Annotated in this window: 14 protein-coding genes and 1 rRNA gene; 5 read left to right on the top strand and 10 right to left on the bottom strand. The window is 72.8% G+C overall.

Translation table 11 applies throughout. The features are described from left to right. Positions 1-130 precede the first annotated feature (130 nt). A 16S ribosomal RNA gene (locus ACMXGY_RS17095) occupies positions 131-1,654 on the bottom strand. A 533-nt stretch (positions 1,655-2,187) separates the two neighbouring features. Beyond that, the gene (locus ACMXGY_RS17100; RefSeq protein WP_483774171.1) at positions 2,188-3,207 is read right to left on the bottom strand and encodes a helix-turn-helix transcriptional regulator; all 1,020 of its coding nucleotides are present in this window, start codon (positions 3,205-3,207) and stop codon (positions 2,188-2,190) included. 92 nt (positions 3,208-3,299) lie between these two features. Here ACMXGY_RS17100 and ACMXGY_RS17105 point away from each other — a divergent pair, with 92 nt between their 5' ends. Together ACMXGY_RS17105 and ACMXGY_RS17110 are read left to right on the top strand one after the other, a co-directional pair. After that, the gene (locus tag ACMXGY_RS17105) at positions 3,300-4,370 is read left to right on the top strand and encodes an ATP-binding cassette domain-containing protein (RefSeq protein WP_483774172.1); all 1,071 of its coding nucleotides are present in this window, start codon (positions 3,300-3,302) and stop codon (positions 4,368-4,370) included. Continuing rightward, complete coding sequence (locus ACMXGY_RS17110) at positions 4,367-5,221, top strand: ABC transporter permease (protein ID WP_483774173.1); 855 nt, start codon at positions 4,367-4,369, stop codon at positions 5,219-5,221. The genes ACMXGY_RS17105 and ACMXGY_RS17110 overlap by 4 nt, the downstream gene beginning before the upstream one ends. 12 nt (positions 5,222-5,233) lie before the next feature. On the opposite strand, the gene ACMXGY_RS17115 is transcribed toward ACMXGY_RS17110, so the two are convergent. The 4 genes from ACMXGY_RS17115 to ACMXGY_RS17130 form a co-directional block, all read right to left on the bottom strand. After that, on the bottom strand, positions 5,234-5,872 hold the full coding sequence (locus ACMXGY_RS17115; protein WP_483774174.1) for an aspartate/glutamate racemase family protein: 639 nt from the start codon (positions 5,870-5,872) through the stop codon (positions 5,234-5,236). Positions 5,873-5,986: 114 nt separating this feature from the next. Beyond that, complete coding sequence (locus ACMXGY_RS17120) at positions 5,987-7,435, bottom strand: restriction system modified-DNA reader domain-containing protein (protein ID WP_483774175.1); 1,449 nt, start codon at positions 7,433-7,435, stop codon at positions 5,987-5,989. Between the two features lie 148 nt (positions 7,436-7,583). After that, positions 7,584-7,904 (bottom strand): MTH1187 family thiamine-binding protein, encoded by a 321-nt coding sequence (locus ACMXGY_RS17125; RefSeq protein WP_483774176.1) that lies wholly within the window; start codon positions 7,902-7,904, stop codon positions 7,584-7,586. Positions 7,905-7,923: 19 nt separating this feature from the next. Next, positions 7,924-8,964, bottom strand: a complete 1,041-nt coding sequence (locus ACMXGY_RS17130) for an alcohol dehydrogenase catalytic domain-containing protein (protein WP_483774177.1) — start codon at positions 8,962-8,964, stop codon at positions 7,924-7,926. 134 nt (positions 8,965-9,098) lie between these two features. Here ACMXGY_RS17130 and cofD point away from each other — a divergent pair, with 134 nt between their 5' ends. Together cofD and cofC are read left to right on the top strand one after the other, a co-directional pair. Further along, complete coding sequence (gene cofD, locus ACMXGY_RS17135) at positions 9,099-10,052, top strand: 2-phospho-L-lactate transferase (RefSeq protein ID WP_483774178.1); 954 nt, start codon at positions 9,099-9,101, stop codon at positions 10,050-10,052. Further along, positions 10,045-10,863: a 2-phospho-L-lactate guanylyltransferase gene (gene cofC, locus ACMXGY_RS17140; RefSeq protein WP_483774179.1), complete on the top strand. Its 819-nt coding sequence runs from the start codon at positions 10,045-10,047 to the stop codon at positions 10,861-10,863. Before cofD ends, cofC begins: the two co-directional genes overlap by 8 nt. 62 nt (positions 10,864-10,925) lie before the next feature. On the opposite strand, the gene ACMXGY_RS17145 is transcribed toward cofC, so the two are convergent. The 4 genes from ACMXGY_RS17145 to ACMXGY_RS17160 all read right to left on the bottom strand — a co-directional run bounded on the left by ACMXGY_RS17145 (position 10,926) and on the right by ACMXGY_RS17160 (position 13,452). Then, positions 10,926-11,603 (bottom strand): hypothetical protein, encoded by a 678-nt coding sequence (locus tag ACMXGY_RS17145; protein ID WP_483774180.1) that lies wholly within the window; start codon positions 11,601-11,603, stop codon positions 10,926-10,928. After that, positions 11,600-12,217, bottom strand: a complete 618-nt coding sequence (locus ACMXGY_RS17150) for a nitroreductase family protein (protein ID WP_483774181.1) — start codon at positions 12,215-12,217, stop codon at positions 11,600-11,602. Before ACMXGY_RS17150 ends, ACMXGY_RS17145 begins: the two co-directional genes overlap by 4 nt. A gap of 62 nt (positions 12,218-12,279) precedes the next feature. Beyond that, on the bottom strand, positions 12,280-12,435 hold the full coding sequence (locus ACMXGY_RS17155) for a GNAT family N-acetyltransferase (protein ID WP_483774182.1): 156 nt from the start codon (positions 12,433-12,435) through the stop codon (positions 12,280-12,282). A gap of 33 nt (positions 12,436-12,468) precedes the next feature. Then, positions 12,469-13,452, bottom strand: coding sequence for an aldo/keto reductase (locus ACMXGY_RS17160; protein WP_483774183.1), 984 nt, complete (start codon positions 13,450-13,452; stop codon positions 12,469-12,471). A 102-nt stretch (positions 13,453-13,554) separates the two neighbouring features. On the opposite strand from ACMXGY_RS17160, the gene pdxR reads away from it, so the two are divergent. After that, entirely contained in the window at positions 13,555-15,093 is a 1,539-nt protein-coding gene (pdxR, locus tag ACMXGY_RS17165; protein ID WP_483774184.1) for a MocR-like pyridoxine biosynthesis transcription factor PdxR, read from the top strand. Positions 15,094-15,143 lie beyond the last annotated feature (50 nt).

Here is a 15,143-nt window from a genome sequence, read left to right on the forward strand (position 1 = left end):
GACCCGACGCTCTTTCGTCAATGTTCCACCCATGAGCAACCACCCAAACGCGCGTTCGGCGATGGCGTGGCACCTGAACACCCACCCACCAGCACAGGGCCGGCGACGATGAGTGTTGGTAGCTCCTTAGAAAGGAGGTGATCCAGCCGCACCTTCCGGTACGGCTACCTTGTTACGACTTAGTCCCAATCGCCAGTCCCACCTTCGACCACTCCCCCCGGTAAACCGGTTGGGCCATGAGCTTCGGGTGTTACCGACTTTCGTGACTTGACGGGCGGTGTGTACAAGGCCCGGGAACGTATTCACCGCAGCGTTGCTGATCTGCGATTACTAGCGACTCCGACTTCATGGGGTCGAGTTGCAGACCCCAATCCGAACTGAGACCGGCTTTTTGGGATTCGCTCCACCTTACGGTATCGCAGCCCTTTGTACCGGCCATTGTAGCATGCGTGAAGCCCAAGACATAAGGGGCATGATGATTTGACGTCATCCCCACCTTCCTCCGAGTTGACCCCGGCAGTCTCCCATGAGTCCCCGGCATAACCCGCTGGCAACATGGGACGAGGGTTGCGCTCGTTGCGGGACTTAACCCAACATCTCACGACACGAGCTGACGACAACCATGCACCACCTGTGCACGAGTGTCCAAAGAGACCACCATCTCTGGTGGCTTCCCGTGCATGTCAAGCCTTGGTAAGGTTCTTCGCGTTGCATCGAATTAATCCGCATGCTCCGCCGCTTGTGCGGGCCCCCGTCAATTCCTTTGAGTTTTAGCCTTGCGGCCGTACTCCCCAGGCGGGGCACTTAATGCGTTTGCTGCGGCACGGAACTCGTGGAATGAGCCCCACACCTAGTGCCCAACGTTTACGGCATGGACTACCAGGGTATCTAATCCTGTTCGCTCCCCATGCTTTCGCTCCTCAGCGTCAGTTGCGGCCCAGAGACCTGCCTTCGCCATCGGTGTTCCTCCTGATATCTGCGCATTCCACCGCTACACCAGGAATTCCAGTCTCCCCTACCGCACTCTAGTCTGCCCGTACCCGATGCAAGCTCGAGGTTGAGCCTCGAGTTTTCACACCAGACGCGACAAACCGCCTACGAGCTCTTTACGCCCAATAATTCCGGACAACGCTTGCGCCCTACGTATTACCGCGGCTGCTGGCACGTAGTTAGCCGGCGCTTCTTCTGCAGGTACCGTCACTTGCGCTTCTTCCCTGCTGAAAGAGGTTTACAACCCGAAGGCCTTCATCCCTCACGCGGCGTCGCTGCATCAGGCTTGCGCCCATTGTGCAATATTCCCCACTGCTGCCTCCCGTAGGAGTCTGGGCCGTGTCTCAGTCCCAGTGTGGCCGGTCGCCCTCTCAGGCCGGCTACCCGTCGTCGCCTTGGTAGGCCATCACCCCACCAACAAGCTGATAGGCCGCGAGCCCATCCCTGACCGAAAAACTTTCCAACCACCCCCATGCGAGGACGGCTCATATCCGGTATTAGCCCCGGTTTCCCGGAGTTATCCCAAAGTCAGGGGCAGGTTACTCACGTGTTACTCACCCGTTCGCCACTAATCAACCCAGCAAGCTGGGCATCATCGTTCGACTTGCATGTGTTAAGCACGCCGCCAGCGTTCGTCCTGAGCCAGGATCAAACTCTCCGTAAATGAACAACGCCAACCACCAGGCAAACCCGGCAGCAGACAATCCATACGAAGCAAACCCCCGAAGAGGTTCACAAAACTGGCATCAACACGAAAGATGACATCATCTTCCGAAATTCAACCAAAGGAATCCCAGACACAACCAACCACCCCACCCACAACGGGCAAGACGACCAGCCATGCCACGGGACAAAAAATGGCATTGACTAACAAGCACACTGTTGAGTTCTCAAACAACCGACACACACCGCCTCCGGCCTCTTGGCGAGGCCCTTGCGCGGGGCTTTCCTTCGTTCCGAAGCCTACCAGACCGTTTCTTCGTCCCGGACCGGTCGAAACCGGCGCCAGGGATCAAAAGAATGCTGACCAGGAAGCCCCCACACCCGTCACGGCGCACCACTGTGCGACCGAGATTCTGGTGGGAGTTCCGCCCGGGGGACCAGCCACTTCGCGTCTGCTCCGAAGAGCTACGCCGTGGTGTCTGTTCCTCCCTGCCGGGCGACCTCGAGAACATTACGGGTCCGGGGGCGGGCCGGTCAACTCGCCCTGTCGTGACCCCGCTCACCCGGTGCGTCGCCCTCCACCGCGGCGGACGCCCGTGCGGCGAGGTGCGCGACGGCGTCGTGCAGCTCCGCCGGCCCCACGACCCGGAAGGGCACGTCGAAGATGCCGAACCAGGCGGCGAGCCCTCCCCACGACCAGGAACCCGCGGTCAGCCGGCACCGCCCGTCCCCCACGGGTTCGACGAGAGCGTCCGTACCGGCCCACGCGGCGACCGTGGCGGCGTCCAGTGCGAGCTCGACCGTGCCCCGCACCGGGTACGACGGTCGCGTGAAGCGCTCGGCCACGAAGGTCGCGACGTCGGGCGCCGGAAGCTCGCGCGGGGTGAAGCGGGGGCCCGCGCCGTCGCGCGGCGTCATCCTGTCCGCCCGGAAGGTGCGCCAGTCGTCCCGCTCCAGGTCCCACGCCACGAGGTACCACCGACCACCCCAGGTGACGAGGTGGTGCGGCTCGACACGACGCGGCGGCCGGAACCCCTCGGCGTCGCCCGGCGGGTGCAGCACCTCGCCCGAGCCGCCGTCGTAGTCGAAGCGCAGGACGCGGTGCTCCGTCGTCGCGGCCCCCACGGCGAGGAGCACGTCCGTGCGTACGGACGGGAGCGCGGACTCGCGCCTTCCCGGGACCGCGGTGACCTCGAGCGCGTCGATGCGCGTGCGCAGACGTGCCGGCATGACCTGGCGGATGGTCGCGAGGGCCCGGGCCGCGGCGTCCTCCACGCCGGGGAGGTTCCCTGTCCGGAGCGCGATGGCGACGGCCACCGCCTGCTCGTCGTCGAACAGCAGCGGCGGAAGGTCGGCGCCTGCGTCGAGGCGGTAGCCGCCGTCCGGGCCCTTGGTCGCGCGCACGGGGTAGCCGAGCTCGCGCAGCCGGTCCACGTCGCGACGCACCGTCCGTGCGCTCACGTCGAGTCGTTCGGCGAGTGCCGCGCCGGGCCAGTCGCGGCGCGCCTGGAGGAGGGACAGCAGCCTGAGGAGTCGTCCGGAGGTCTCGAGCATGTCTCCAGGTTCGCACGGTGTACAGGACAGAACCTGACCTCTACCCCTGGCAACGTCGTCCTCGACGCACGAACCACACCAGGAGGAGCCCCGTGATCCGGACCAGAGCACTGACCAAGGACTTCGCCGTCGGCCGCGACGCGAGCCGCACGGTGCACGCCGTGCGCGGCATCGACCTCGACGTCGCTCCGGGCGAGCTCGTCGCCGTCCTCGGCCCGAACGGCGCCGGCAAGACGACCACTCTCCGCATGCTCACGACGCTGATCCGCCCGACGTCCGGGTCGGCCACGGTCGCCGGTCACGACGTCGTCGGCGAGCCCGACGCCGTCCGGCACCGCATCGGGTACGTCGGGCAGGGCAACGGCGCCGGGCACGCGCAGCGCGTCGTCGACGAGCTCGCGAGCCAGGGGCGCATCTACGGGCTCGACCGCCGGACCGCCGTGCGGCGCGCGGACGAGCTGCTCGACTCGCTCGAGCTGACGGCGCAGCGCACGCGCAAGGTCTCCGACCTCTCCGGCGGTCAGCGCCGCCGTCTCGACGTCGCGATGGGCCTCGTGCACGCGCCGTCGCTGCTGTTCCTCGACGAGCCGTCCACGGGCCTCGACCCGCACAACCGCGCGAACCTCTGGGACCACGTCCTGCGCATGCGCGAGGACGCCCTCGCCGCGACGGGCGAGCCCATGACGATCGTCCTCACGACGCACTACCTCGACGAGGCGGACACGATGGCCGAGCGCGTCGTCGTCGTCGACCACGGTCAGGTCATCGCCGACGACACGGCCGAGAACCTCAAGGCCGACCTCGCGGGCGACCGCGTCGTCGTCACCGTCCCTGCGGCCGGTCCCGCGGACGACGGCGCGGCGCGGCTCGCCGACGTGGCCGCCCGCGTCGAGGGCTTCCGGGAGGCGACGCGCACCCCGGACGTCGGCACCGCCACGCTCGAGGTGCGCGCCGAGCGCGGCGACGCCTACCTCCCCCGTCTGCTGCGCGCCGCGGACGGCGCGGGCATCGCGGTCGCGACCGCCCAGGTGCACCGCCCGACGCTCGACGACGTCTTCCTCGCGCTCACCGGGCGCAGCCTGCGCGAGGCGGGTGCCACAGCCGAGACCGACTCATCCGACCACACCCCGAGCAGCACCAGCAGCGAGAGGACCGCAGCATGAGCGCCGTCGACACCGCCACCCCGGTCAGCACCCGTCCAGCCCCCCGAGCGTCCGGTGCCCCGCGCCGCAGCCTCGCGTCGTTCTCCCGCGACACGGGCATCGTGCTCGTGCGCGAGCTGCGGCCCGTCCTGCACGACCCGTTCTCCGTGATGTTCGGCCTCGTCCAGCCGCTCGTCTTCCTCGCGCTCTTCGGGCCCCTGCTCGTCGGGTCGCTCGGAGGGACGACGACCGGCGAGGACGTCCTCGGCGGCAGCGTCTGGCAGTGGTTCGTGCCCTCGATCCTCGTCATGACCACGCTCTTCGGGACGTCGACCACCGGCTCCAACCTCCTCTTCGAGCTCCAGACCGGTGCGCACGAGCGCATGCTCGTCTCGCCGCTGTCGCGCTCGTCCCTGCTCGTGGGCAGGGCGCTCAAGGAGATGGTCCCGATCGTCGCGCAGTCGGTCGTCGTGGTCCTCGTCATGCTGCCGTTCGGGTTCGTCCTCTTCCCCGTCGGCGCCGTCGTCGGGCTCGCGCTGCTGGCCGTGCTCGGTGTGGGGGTCGGTTCGCTCAGCTACGCCCTCGCGCTCGCCGTGCGCAAGCAGGACTGGATGTTCTGGGTCGTGCACCAGACCCTGGTCTTCCCGCTCATGATCCTCTCGGGGATGCTGCTCCCCCTCGAGACCGGACCCCGCTGGATGCAGGTCGCGTCCGCGGCGAACCCGCTGAAGTACGTCGTCGACGCCGAGCGCGCCCTGTTCGCCGGAGACCTCACCGCCCCGGCCGTCGCATGGGGCTGGGTCGCCGCCGTCGTGACGGCCGTCGTCGGGCTCACCGTCGGGATCCGCACGATGGTCCGGTCGACCGACTGAACGACCGCTGCGTCACCCGGCCCGGGCCAGCTCCACGGCCCGGGCCACGGCGCTGCCCGGGCTCGACAGGACGCGCACCGGCAGGTCGTCGAGCAGCGCCGCCGCGGGCGCCATGCTCGCCTGCGCCAGCACGACGACGTCGCCCGCCCCGGCGACGTCCCGCACCGCCCCCGCCACGCGCCGGTGGTACCCCGCCAGGTCTCCGGCCTCGAAGGCCGGCCACGCCCCGGCGCACACGACCGGCACGAGCTCGACCTCGGTCCCGGCGCGACGCGCCGCGTCGGCGAGGAGGTCCGTCGTCGGGCCGAGGGTCGAGGCGAGCGCCACGACCACGACGACGCGTCCCCCGCCCCGCACCGCGGCCTCCGCCACCGGCCGGTCGACCCGGAGCACCGGGACGGGAAGCGCCGCCTGGAGCCGCTCGGCGACCGGCCCGAGCGTCGAGCACGTGCACACCACCACCGACGCCCCCGCGGCGACGAGGTCGTCGACGTGCCGCCGCACCTGCTCCTGCGTCGAACGGTCGGCCCGCGCGTCGTCCAGCAGCGGCACGTCCACCCGGTGCACGTGCCCCTCCCCCGGCGCGACCTCGTCGACGAGCCCACCGAACGTCGCGACGTGCACGTCCGCCGTGTGCAGGAACCCGATCATGTCGCTCCGTTCGTGGTCATCGGGATGGCAACGAGCGGTGGTCGGGTGGGGTGGCCCGCCCCCACCGCGGACCCCACCACGCGGGCCGCGAACGCGACGCACGCCGCGGACGCGTCAGGCGTGCTGGGCGCGGAACGCGTCGGTGAGGGTGGGGCCGTCCTCGGCGCCGAGACGCCACACGCTCCACCCGTCGGCCGTCGACGTGCCGGACGCCGCGACCGCGGCGAGGTCGGGGTGGCGGAACCGGGCGCCGTCGGACAGCTCGATGAAGCCGTCGGGCTGGAGCACGGCCTCGAATCGCTGGCCACGGCGCGGGCGGGACCAGACGAGCTGGCGCGGGGCGCCGAACGCGCGGGCGAGGGCCACGAGGTCGGGGTCGTCGTCGGGGCCGAGCGGGGCGTCGACGGCCGGCGGTGCCGGGACGGGCACGACGTCGCGGCCGACCGGCACCTGGTCGGGGTCCGAGGTGACCGGCGGGTGGTAGGACAACGGGTCGTAGGCGCGCTCCGCGGCGGGGGTGCGCTGCTCGCCGTACTCGTGCGTGAGGTACGACTCGCGGGTCCGGATCGACTCGCGGGTCCGCACGGACTCGCGCGTGAGGATCGCGGTGCGGGGGACGAGGGGCTCCTCGGGCGGAGCCTCGACGGGACGCCGGTCCGCCCAGCCCGTCGACGCCGGCTCGGGGGTCGTGCGCGCGACGAGCGGGTCGTCGAGCGGGGCGAAGTCGAGGGCGGGACGCTCGGGGGCGGCCGGCTCGGCGGGCGGGACCGGGGCGAGCTGCCCGGTCTCCTGCGCCGACGTGGGCGTGATGCCGTACGTCGTGCGTGGTTCGAGCTCGGCGGCCCGGCGCCGCTCGGCCCGGGACAGCGCGGCCTGCCGCGTCACCACGGGAAACTTGCCGGTCAGGGCACGGCCCACGGCGACGCCGTCCGCGAAGTCGGATCCGGGGGCGACGGCGCGTCCTCGGGCGGGCTCCGGCGCGGCCGGGGGCGCCGGGTTGTCGCGGCTCACCGCGAGCGGCGACACGTCGACGAAGCGGCGGCCGTCCGCGCCGTTGACGACGCCGAGGCGCAGCACGGCGACCGGAGACCCTGGTTGGCGCAGGAAGTCGAGCGCGTCCTGGATGCCGTCGGCCGCGCTGGAGCAGATGACGATGAGGCGTGCACCCGTGGTCCGCGCGGTCGCCTGGGACCGCGTGAGGGGCACGTTGTCGTAGAAGGCGGCGACGTCCTGCTGGAACCGCGACGCCCCGCCGGAGTAACGGGCCGCGAGCTCGGCGCGCGTGAGGCGCCCGGCGCGGCCCGCGTGGTTGAGCGCCGTCGTCAGCGCTTCCTCGGTGAGCTCCGCGGTGACCTCGATGACGACGGGCAGCCCGGCGGCGTCGAGCGCGAGGAGATGGGGCTCGCCCTCGGACGTGCCGTGCGCGACGGGGAAGATCTGCTCGCCCAGGAGGCTGTCGAGGTTGCCGTCGACCACCCGCTGCGCGTCGGTCCCGAAGGCGCCCGCGGGCTGCGGCGGCTGGACGAGAACCGGACGCTCGGCGTCCACCTCGAAGAGGGGCATCGGGGGATCTCCTGCTGCTGCGGAACGCGACCTGGGCGGGGGCGTTTGCGCCATAGCCTACGTCGCCGGTCAAGTCCCCCGAACCGGCCGAACCGCCCGCGCGGGCGGCCCTGCGGCGGTGCCGGGCGATCCGCGGTCCCGCCGCAGGTCAGGCGTGCCCGGTCTCCTCGGACTCGGTCGCGAGGCGTTCCTCGACCCGGGCCACCTTGCCCGTGAGCTCGCCCGTTCGGCCTGGCCGGATGTCCGCCTTGATGACGAGCGACACGCGGTGGCCGCCCGCGCCGACGGCCTCCGTCGCGCGCTGGATCACCGGCATGACGACGTCCCAGTCGCCCTCGATCTCGGTGAACATCGCGGTCGTGCGGTTGGGCAGACCGGACTCGCGGACGATGCGGACGGCCTCGGCGACGGAGTCCGCGACGGACTCGCCGGCACCGAGCGGGGCGACGGAGAAGGCGAAGACGGCCATGGGGCCATCGTGGCACGTCCTACGGGACGAGCACCGCGCGGCCGAGGACCGTGCCCGCGCGCAGGTCGTCGACGGCCTGCTGGAAGTCCTCGAGCGCGTACCTCGTGACGTCCACGGCGATCTTGCCCTGCTGGGCGAGTGCGATGACCTCGAGCTGGTCCTGGTGCGTGCCGCCGAAGGAACGCTGGACGTTCACGCCCCAGGGCAAGGGCTCGCCCGCGATGTCGGCGTTGAACGGGAACGACCCGCCGCCCAGCCCGACGAGCCGCAGCGCACCGCCGGAGGCCACGACCTGGGTGGCGAGCCGGACGGTCGGGGCGGTCCCGACGAAGTCGAACACCGCGTCGGCGCCGTCGCCGCGGGTGAGGCCGAGGATCTTCTCGGCCGCTCCGGCGTCGCTGAGCACGACGTCCTGCGCACCGTGCTCGCGGGCGAAGGCGAGCTTCTCCTCGGAGGTGTCCACGGCGACGATGCGGCAGCCCGTGACGGCGCGCAGGATCTGCAGCCCCAGGTGACCGAGCCCGCCGATGCCGATGACGACGGCCGTCGAGTCCGGACGCAGGTGGGAGGCGGCGCTGTTGACCGCGTGCATCGGCGTCGTGCCGGCGTCGGCGAGCGGTGCGGCGGCGACCGGGTCGAGGTCGCCGATCGGGTCGAGGTGGATCGCGCGGACCTTCATGTACTCCGCCATGCCGCCGTCGGGACCGATGCCGGGCGTCTGGGGGAACCCGGTCCGCGAGCCGTTGACCGTGCAGGTGTTGGTCCGGCCCTCGAGGCAGCTGCGGCAGCGGCCGCAGAACCACACCACGCTGACGAGGACCGCGTCCCCGACCTCCAGCCCCGAGACACCCGCGCCCGTCCGCGCGACGTGCCCCGCCGCCTCGTGGCCGACGGTGTTGCCGAAGAAGGGCCAGGACTCGTCCTGGTCGAGGATGTGGAGGTCGGAGTGGCACAGACCCGCGGCCGCCACCTTGACCAGGACCTCGTCGTCCTCGATCTCCGGCACGGGGACGTCGTCGAGAACGAGCCGTCCGGGTCCGCTGAGCTGGATGGCGCGCATGTCGGTCCTCCGAGGGTCGTCGGGCTCGGGCGTCGGTCGGTCGGGCACGGCCGAGGTGCGGCTGCGCGCCTCGACCGTAGCGTCTGAGGCCTGGTCAGGACCGTCGGACACGTCGCCCGACGTAGGCTCGGGGCGTGACAGCCGAACACCGGACCGACCGCGTGACCGTGCTCGCGGGTGGCGTCGGGGGTGCGCGGCTCGCGCACGGCCTCGACCTCGCGGGCGTGGACCTCACGGTCGTCGTCAACGTCGCGGACGACGTCGAGCTCCACGGGCTGTGGATCTCGCCCGACCTCGACACCGTCACGTACACCCTCGCGGGGCTCGCGGACGAGGAGCGGGGGTGGGGCGTCGTCGGTGAGACGTACGCCGCGCTGGACGCGATGGGGCGGCTCGGCGAGGACACGTGGTTCACGCTGGGCGACCGGGACCTCGCGACCCACGTCGTGCGCACTGCCCGGCTGCGCGCGGGCTCCTCCCTGACCGACGTGACCGCGCAGCTCACGTCCGCGCTCGGGGTGCGGCCTCGCGTGCTGCCGGTGAGCGACGACCGGGTTGCGACGCTCGTCGACACGCCCGCCGGGCGGCTCGGGTTCCAGGAGTACTTCGTCGGGCGGCGGCACGCGGACGACGTCCTCGGCCTCGTCTACGAGGGCATCGACGGCGCGCGCCCCGCCCCCGGCGTGCTCGACGCCGTGCGGGACGCCGACGTGGTGGTGATCGCGCCGTCGAACCCCTTCCTCTCGGTCGAGCCGGCGCTGGGAGTCGTGGGCGTGCGCGAGGCGCTCGCCGGGACAGCGGCGCGCCGCGTCGCGGTGAGCCCGATCGTCGGCGGACGCGCGATCAAGGGTCCGGCGGCACAGATCCTCACGACGCTGGGGCACGAGGTCTCGGCGCTCGGTGTCGCCCGGCTGTACGTCGAGCTCGTGGACGTCATGGTGATCGACGACCACGACGCGGACCTCGCCGACGCGGTCCGCGCGCTGGGGATGGAGGTCGTCGTCACGGACACCGTGATGGGCGGCGCGGAGGGCCGCGAGCGCCTGGCGCGCACGCTCCTGCGCTCGGTCGGAGCGGCACGTGGTTGAGCTCGTGCCCGACGGCGGCGCTCGCCCGGGTGGCCAGCCGCACCCACGCCGCGTGGTCGCCGTCGTGCCGCTGCGTGACGGGGCCTCGGGGAAGTCGCGGCTCGCGCACGTGCTCGACCTGGCCGCGCGCAGCCGGCTCGTCGCGGTGCTCGCCCGGCACGTGGTGCGGACCCTGCTCGCGAGCGACGGCGTGGAGCGCGTGGTCGTGGTGACGTCGGACCCGCGGTTCGCGTGGCGCGCCCTGCGGGACGTCGTGGTGGACGCCTCCGACGCCTCGTCCGACACCGTGGCAGGCGCCGACGGTCTCCCCCTGCTGACCGACGACGCGGACCGGCTGCGCATCGTCCTGCAGCCCGCCGACCGCCCGGGGCTGAACGCGGCGGTCGACGTCGGTCGGGAGGTCGCGGCGGAGGACGGCCCGGTCCGGCTGCTCGTCGCGCACGCCGACCTGCCCGCGCTCACGCCCGAGGACGTGCGCGCCGTCCTCGCCGCGGATGCCCCGGTCGTCGTCGCGACGGACCGGCACGGCGCCGGGACGAACCTCCTCGCGCTCGACGACGCGAGGTTCCGGTTCCGGTTCGGGGAGGGCAGCCGCGCCGCGCACGTCGCGGAGGCCGACCGGCTCGGGCTGCGGGCCGCCGTCGTGCAGCGCCCCGGGACTGCGGTCGACCTCGACACGGTCGACGACTGGGGCGAGCTGCCCGCCGACGTCCGTGCCGCCGTCGGCCCACACGTCCCGGCGCTCGAGGACCACACCACGGGGAGCACGCGGAGCGACGCCTCCGCACGAGACGAGGCCGAACCGGCATGACCCCCGACCCTCGGACGATCGGTCCTTTTCCGGTGTGCCCGTAGCCGCGTCGGTGCGCACCGCTACGAGGGCCACTCCCCCGGTTCCTCGACCTGGCCGGCGTTCGTGACCCGTAGGTCCGCCATCGCGCGCGACCACGCGCCGTCGTCGAACGGGCCGGGGCAGTCGAGCACGATCTCGACGGTCCGGACCTGCGCGCCGCCCTCGAACGTCGGGGTCACGGCCACGCGGGCCGCTCCGCGGACCTGCACCTGGCCCCGCGGCGTCGAGACGCTCCAGTCCTGACCGACGGCGTTCGTCGTCACCACGGTGGCCCCGTCCGTGCCGACCGGGAGCTGCAGGTCGCGCACGGGCGAGGCAGGCTCGCCGCCGTCGACGTCACGCGTGGCCACCAGGAGCGCCTCCGAGGCGTCTCGTGGCGCGGCCGGCGGCGGGTCGTCGGCCAGCGTGCCGCGCCAGGACAGCACACAGCTGCCGTACGCCGCTGCGGGCTCCCACCCGGGGCGAGGGAGGGGCGAGGCCGCGCCGGACGACTCCCCGGCCGGGTCGGTCAGGAGCTCGACCGCCGGTTCCTGGACGGCGAGCCGGTCCTCCGGGGCGCTCGTCGACGTCTCGACCGGCCCGCTCTCCTGGACGCGCGAGCCGTCCGGGGGCGAGCCCGCGGTGCACGCGCCGAGCGCAAGGACGGCGAGAGCGGCGGCCGCGGCGAGGACCGACGCGAAGCCGGGCGAGCGCCTCACAGACGTGCTTCCCAGCGGCCGCGGTGCACGACGTCGTCGAGCGGCTTGCGCGCGCGACGTCGGGGGGAGCCGGTGGTGGTGGTGTCGGCGGGGTGCCCGACGGCGACGACGCCCGTCGGGGCGTACTCGTCCGGGATGCCGAACGCCTCGCGCAGCCGCGCGACCTCGCCCGGTGCGACGCCGAAGAAGCACGCGCCCAGGCCCTCGTCGACGGCGGTCTGCAGCATGAGGAGCGACGCCATCCCGGCGTCGACGTGCCAGTACGGGACGGCCCAGCGGTTCTCGTCGCGGTCCGCCCAGCCCTTGTCGTCCTCGGCGTACCGGGCGAGGTAGGCGTCCTTCGACGTGAGGGCGACGACGAGCACGGGCGCCGTCCGCATCCCCGCGAGCCAGGCGCTCATGCTGCGCTCCGGGTCGGCGGGGGTCGTGGCGGCCCAGAAGCGCGCGACGTCGTCCGGCTCGGTGAGCACGAGGAACGACCAGCCCTGCGCGAAGCCCGCGTTGGGCGCACGGACCGCGTTGCGCACGAGCCGGTCGACCGCCGCCGGTGCGACGGGCTCTGCGGTGAACCGGCGCACCATGCGTCGGCGTCGGACGACGTCCTGGAACTCCACGGTCCCTCCGCTCTGCCACCGCCTCCGGGCTGTCGTGCGACCGCCTCGCGGTGGACTGCACCCTATCCGGCGGCAGGGGCGCGCAGTCGGCGCGTCATCCGCTGCTCGTCGAGGCGCGGGTCGCTCGGCAGAGGCTTCGTCTCGCCGGTCGCGACGAAGCCCGCACGCTCGTAGAGCGTGCGGGCCGCGACGTTGGTCGTGGTGACCCAGAGCGGCACGTCACCGTGGGGTGACGCGCCGCGCCCAGCAGGTCACGCGGCGTCGAGGCGCGCGCGCAGCTCCGGGTCGAGGTCGAGGTCGGCGGCACCGAGGAGCTCGTCGAGCTGCTCGAGCGTGCTCGGCCCGATGATCGGGACGCTGGGGTGCTCGCCGCCGAGGAGCCACGCGAGCACGACCTGGTTCGGCGTCACGCCGAGCTCGCCCGCGACCTCGTGCAGGAGGCGGATGCGCTCGCGCGTCGCGGCGTGGTCGAACCCGTCCCACAGCGGCTTGTCGCGCCGCACGTACGCACCCTGGAGGATCGGCGAGTAGGCCGTGACCGCGAGCGGCGGCCGCCCGTCGACCCCCGTGGACGCCGCGTAGTCGAGCAGCTCGTACGAGGCCCAGTTGTGGCGCCCCGGCTCGGGCGTCGGGTACGCGTACGTGTAGTTCTGCTGGACGAGCCCGTACGGCGCGATCCCCTGGCGCAGCGCCTCCTCGCGCGCCTCGACGACGCGCCACAGCGCGACGTTCGAGATGCCCGTGATCCCGACGACGCCCTCCGCCTGGAGCTTGCCGAACGCGCCGACGGTCTCCGCGAGCGGCGTCTCGAGGTCGTCGACGTGCCCATAGAGCACGTCCACGTGGTCGATGCCGAGGTGGCGCAGGCTCTCGTGCGCCTCGTACGCGACGACGTCGGCGCCGAGGCCCTGGAAGTTCGTGGGCTCGACGTTCTGCAGCGGGAGGGCGGGGTCCTTCTTCGCCGCGCCGAGCTTGGTCGCGATCCGGACCTCGTCGCGGACGCCGCGGCTCGCGAGCCAGCGCCCGAGCAGGTCCTCGCTGTCTCGGCCGTGACCGCCAGCCCAGAAGCTGTAGTTGTTCGCGGTGTCGAGGAAGGTGCCGCCTGCTTCGACGTAGCGGTCGAGGATCGCGAACGACGTGTCCTCGTCCACGAGCGTGCCCATGTTCATCGTGCCGAGGCAGAGCGTCGAGACGTCGAAGGACGTGCGCCCGTCGCCGATGGTGCGGTACCGCATGGTGGTCTCCCGGTGGTTCGTGGGGTGGTCCGTGCCGGACCGTGGTCCTGATGACAGGCTCCACGCTACGAACAGATCGGCACGGGTGTACGGTCCGATTCCATGGGGTTCGACCAGACCACTTCATCACCTGCCCGCGCCGCCCGGGCGGAGGAGGGTCCGACGGCGGAACTCGCCTGGGAAGCCCTGCTCGACCTGGGCGACGGGCCGGGCTCGCGCGTCGAGCGGCTCGAGCGCGCGGTCCGTGACGCCGTCCGCACCGGGCGCGTGCCGGTCGGCGCGGCCCTGCCGCCCAGCCGACAGCTCGCCGAGGCGCTCGGGGTGTCGCGCTGGGTCGTGACCGAGGCCTACGGCCAGCTCGTCGCCGAGGGCTTCCTCGAGGCGCGCACCGGCTCCGCGACGCGTGTCTCGGCCGCGGCGGTTCGCGGACCCGCGCGCGCCGTCGTCCCTGCCGGGCGGACCGACATCGCGCGGACCGCCGCACGCGCGAGGTTCGACCTCGCGCCGGGCGTGCCCGACCTGCGTCACGTCCCCCGCGACCCCTGGCTGCACGCGGCGCGCGAGGCGCTGACGGAGGCGTCGAACGACGACCTCGGCCAGCCCGCGCCGTCAGGTCACCCCCGTGCGCGGGCCATCGTCGCCGGCCATCTCCGCCGGGCGCGCGTCGTCGCCGGCCCGGACGACGCCGTCGTGCTCTCGCGCGGCGCGACGGACGGCATGGGGCGCGTCGCCGCGGCGCTCGTCGAGGCGGGGCACACCCACCTCCTCGTCGAGGACCCGAGCTGGTCGGTGCTGCGCGACGTCGCGGCGCGCGCCGGCCTCACGCCCGTCCCCGTGCCGGTGGACGACGGCGGAGCGGACGTGGACGCGCTCGTGGACGCGTCACGGGCCACGGGGGCACGCGCCGCGCTGGTCACGCCCGCCCACCAGTTCCCCACGGGCGCGGCGCTCGCTCCCGAGCGGCGGGAGGCGCTCGTCGCGTGGGCGCGCGCCGTGGACGGGCTCGTCGTCGAGGACGACTACGACGCCGAGTTCCGGTACGACCGGCGGCCCGTCGCCGCGCTCCAGCAGCTCGACCCCGACCGCGTGCTGCTGCTCGGGTCGGTGAGCAAGACGATGAGCCCGGCGTTCGGCGTCGGGTGGATGGTCGTGCCGCCGCGCTGGCGCGAAGCCGTGGCGCGTGCGGCCGGGACGACGGCGGCACCGTCCACGGTCGACCAGCTCACGTTCGCGCGGTTCGTCGCGTCGGGCGGGTACGACCGGCACCTGCGCGCCGCGCGCGGGCGCTACCGGCGCCGTCGCGACGCCGTGCTCGACGCCCTCGCGCGCGAGCTCCCCGGGGCGACCGCGAGCGGCATCGCGGCGGGGATGCACGCGCTGCTCACCCTGCCGGGATCACGCGACGCCCCGGCGCCCGACGCCGCGCACGTCGTGCGAGAGGCGGCACGGCGCGAGGTGACCGTCGTGGACCTCCGCCGCTACCAGGTCCGGCCCGCCGAGCGGTCGACGACGCTCGTGCTGGGGTACGGCAACCTCGCCGACGCGCGCGTGGACGAGGCCGTGGCCCGCCTCGCCGATGCGGTGCGCCGAGCCGGGTCCGCCCCGCTCGTCACGCGAGATAGCGACCTGCGGCCGAGATAGCGACGTCGCTCCACCTGCGCGCCGCTACCTCGGCCGCAGGTCGCTGTCTC

The sequence above is a fragment of the Cellulosimicrobium sp. G4 BAM 1002 genome, from assembly GCF_057126935.1.

What these genes read in the sequence shown, in the direction of transcription:
- ACMXGY_RS17125 (WP_483774176.1), bottom strand. Translation starts at nt 7,904, where the DNA reads ATGGCCGTCTTCGCCTTCTCCGTCGCCCCGCTCGGTGCCGGCGAGTCC.
- ACMXGY_RS17110 (WP_483774173.1), top strand. Translation starts at nt 4,367, where the DNA reads ATGAGCGCCGTCGACACCGCCACCCCGGTCAGCACCCGTCCAGCCCCC.
- ACMXGY_RS17130 (WP_483774177.1), bottom strand. Translation starts at nt 8,964, where the DNA reads ATGCGCGCCATCCAGCTCAGCGGACCCGGACGGCTCGTTCTCGACGAC.
- ACMXGY_RS17160 (WP_483774183.1), bottom strand. Translation starts at nt 13,452, where the DNA reads ATGCGGTACCGCACCATCGGCGACGGGCGCACGTCCTTCGACGTCTCG.
- pdxR (WP_483774184.1), top strand. Translation starts at nt 13,555, where the DNA reads ATGGGGTTCGACCAGACCACTTCATCACCTGCCCGCGCCGCCCGGGCG.
- ACMXGY_RS17115 (WP_483774174.1), bottom strand. Translation starts at nt 5,872, where the DNA reads ATGATCGGGTTCCTGCACACGGCGGACGTGCACGTCGCGACGTTCGGT.
- ACMXGY_RS17100 (WP_483774171.1), bottom strand. Translation starts at nt 3,207, where the DNA reads ATGCTCGAGACCTCCGGACGACTCCTCAGGCTGCTGTCCCTCCTCCAG.
- ACMXGY_RS17120 (WP_483774175.1), bottom strand. Translation starts at nt 7,435, where the DNA reads ATGCCCCTCTTCGAGGTGGACGCCGAGCGTCCGGTTCTCGTCCAGCCG.